This is a genomic window from Mesorhizobium sp. M7A.F.Ca.AU.002.02.1.1 (assembly GCF_003998535.1).
Taxonomy (GTDB): Bacteria; Pseudomonadota; Alphaproteobacteria; order Rhizobiales; family Rhizobiaceae; genus Mesorhizobium; species Mesorhizobium ciceri.
This window is the reverse complement of the sequence record NZ_RZPB01000926.1, coordinates 1-2,072: the sequence shown is the minus strand read 5'-3', so window position 1 is coordinate 2,072 and position 2,072 is coordinate 1. Positions and strand designations below refer to the sequence as shown.

The 2,072-nt window shown below is 66.8% G+C and carries 3 protein-coding genes; 2 read left to right on the top strand and 1 reads right to left on the bottom strand.

What is annotated here, in order from left to right:
* The coding region (locus EN879_RS33365) for a hypothetical protein (protein WP_127274581.1) at nt 1-402 on the bottom strand (402 nt) is incomplete at its 3' end.
* Nucleotides 403-594: 192 nt separating this feature from the next.
* On the opposite strand from EN879_RS33365, the gene EN879_RS33360 reads away from it, so the two are divergent.
* On the top strand, nt 595-1,569 hold the full coding sequence (locus EN879_RS33360; RefSeq protein WP_063167659.1) for an L-threonylcarbamoyladenylate synthase: 975 nt from the start codon (nt 595-597) through the stop codon (nt 1,567-1,569).
* Between the two features lie 8 nt (nt 1,570-1,577).
* Nucleotides 1,578-2,072, top strand: a 495-nt coding sequence (locus tag EN879_RS33355) for an FAD-binding oxidoreductase (protein WP_164774744.1), incomplete at its 3' end; no start/stop codon positions are given.

Here is a 2,072-nt window from a genome sequence, read left to right as displayed (position 1 = left end):
CCCTGAGGGGGCAGCGGAAGCGGTGGCCGTTGCCGGCGCGGTGCCAGCGGCCGGCGCGGCACCGGTCGCTGGTGCAGCGGTTGGCGCGGGTGCCGGGAAATCGGGACCGGTAACGCCGCCACGGATGACCATCGGGCCTGGCTGGAAGCCGTGTCCGGTCGCGGGCTTGTCCGGGATCGCCGCTACCTTTTCATCGGTGACGTCGGGCGGCGCTTCCCCTACTGCCATCACCGACCGCGCATCGCTGGTGTTGACCGCATCGACGATTCCAGGCTGGTTGGGAGCGCCGATCCTGACGATCGATGGTGTGGAGGATGGCGTGCCTGGAAAAACCAGGGATGACGCCTGGGCTTCGCCGGCCGCAACAGCAAGAATGATACCCAGCAGGATACGCGCAGACACTGATGTCGCTCCCCTTTGCCCAGAAGCTGTTCGATAGCAGGCCGGAATTGATGCCGGCTTTCGTGGAACCATAGCATTTTAGGGATTGATAAATCGCCAATGCTCCTGCTCGCCAACAAACGGTTACCCAACAGCCGACTTGCCCAATGGCCGCCATCGTACTACGCACCCCGCATCTGTGAGGTGACGAGAGTGGCTGAAATACTTGGCTCGGGCGAGGCGCTGGAGCGGGCGCTGGCGCTGCTCAGGGAGGGCGATGTCGTCGCCATCCCGACGGAAACCGTCTACGGGCTGGCTGGCGACGCGACCAACGGCATCGGCGTCGCGCGCATCTTCGAAGCCAAGGGGCGGCCGCGCTTCAACCCGCTGATCGCCCATGTCGCCGACATGGCGATGGCCGAGCGCCTCGCGCTGTTCGATCCGCTGTCGAAGAAACTCGCGCGCGCGTTCTGGCCCGGTCCGCTGACGCTGGTGCTGCCGCAACGGCCCGGCAACGGCATCCATCCGCTCGTCACCGCCGGGCTCGATACAATCGCCTTGCGCATGCCGAGGGGCTTTGGCGGCGATCTGATCGCCAGGCTCGGCCGCCCGCTTGCCGCGCCCAGCGCCAATTCATCCGGCAGGATCAGCGCAACGACCGCGCAAGCGGTGGCAGCCGATCTCGGTGCGCGGATAAAGCTGGTGGTCGATGGCGGCGCAACCCCGGTCGGGCTGGAATCGACGATTCTCAAGGCCGAGGGGGAAAGAATGCGGCTGCTGAGGCCCGGCGGCATCGCTGCCGAGGAGATCGAGGCCGCCATCGGCATGGAATTGTTGCGCGGCGGCACCGCCAGTATCGAGGCGCCGGGCATGCTTGCCTCGCACTATGCGCCAGGTGCCGCGATGCGGCTCAATGCCGGCACGGTCGGCGAGGGCGAGGCTTTGCTCGGCTTCGGCGGCCAGAGGGCACAAGGCTGGCACCGCGCCGAAGCCTTCCTCAATTTGTCCGAAACCGGTGACCTGCGCGAAGCGGCGAGCAATCTGTTCGCCTGTATGCAGGCACTCGACCGCAGCGGCGCGCGCACCATCGCCGTCGAGCCTATTCCCTGCGACGGGCTCGGCGAAGCGATCAACGATCGGCTGTCGCGTGCAGCCGCCCCTCGTGACATCACGCAACCCGCAACATAGTTTCCCCCATGATCGAAATCACAGAGACACTCGATCCCGCCCTCATCGATCGCTTCGCTGCGATCGTCGGCGACAGATATGCGCTGCGTGATCAGCAGGACATCGCGCCCTACCTCATTGAGCGACGTGGGCTCTGGCACGGCGCGACGTCGCTGGTGCTGCGGCCGGGCAGCCTCGACGAGGTCAGCCGGATCATGCGGCTGGCGACCGAGACGGGAACGCCGATCGTGCCGCAAAGCGGCAACACCGGGCTGGTCGGCGCGCAGGTGCCGGACAGGTCCGGGCGCGAAATCGTCCTGTCGCTGTCGCGGCTGAACCGCATCCGCGAGATCGACGTCCTGTCCAACACGGTGACGGTCGAGGCCGGTGTCATCCTGCAGACGCTGCAGGAGGCAGCCGACGCCGCCGACCGGCTGTTCCCGCTGTCGCTGGCCGCGCCAGGCTCCTGCCAGATCCGGGGCAATCTTTCCTCCAATGCCGGCGGCACCCGCGTGCTTTCCTAC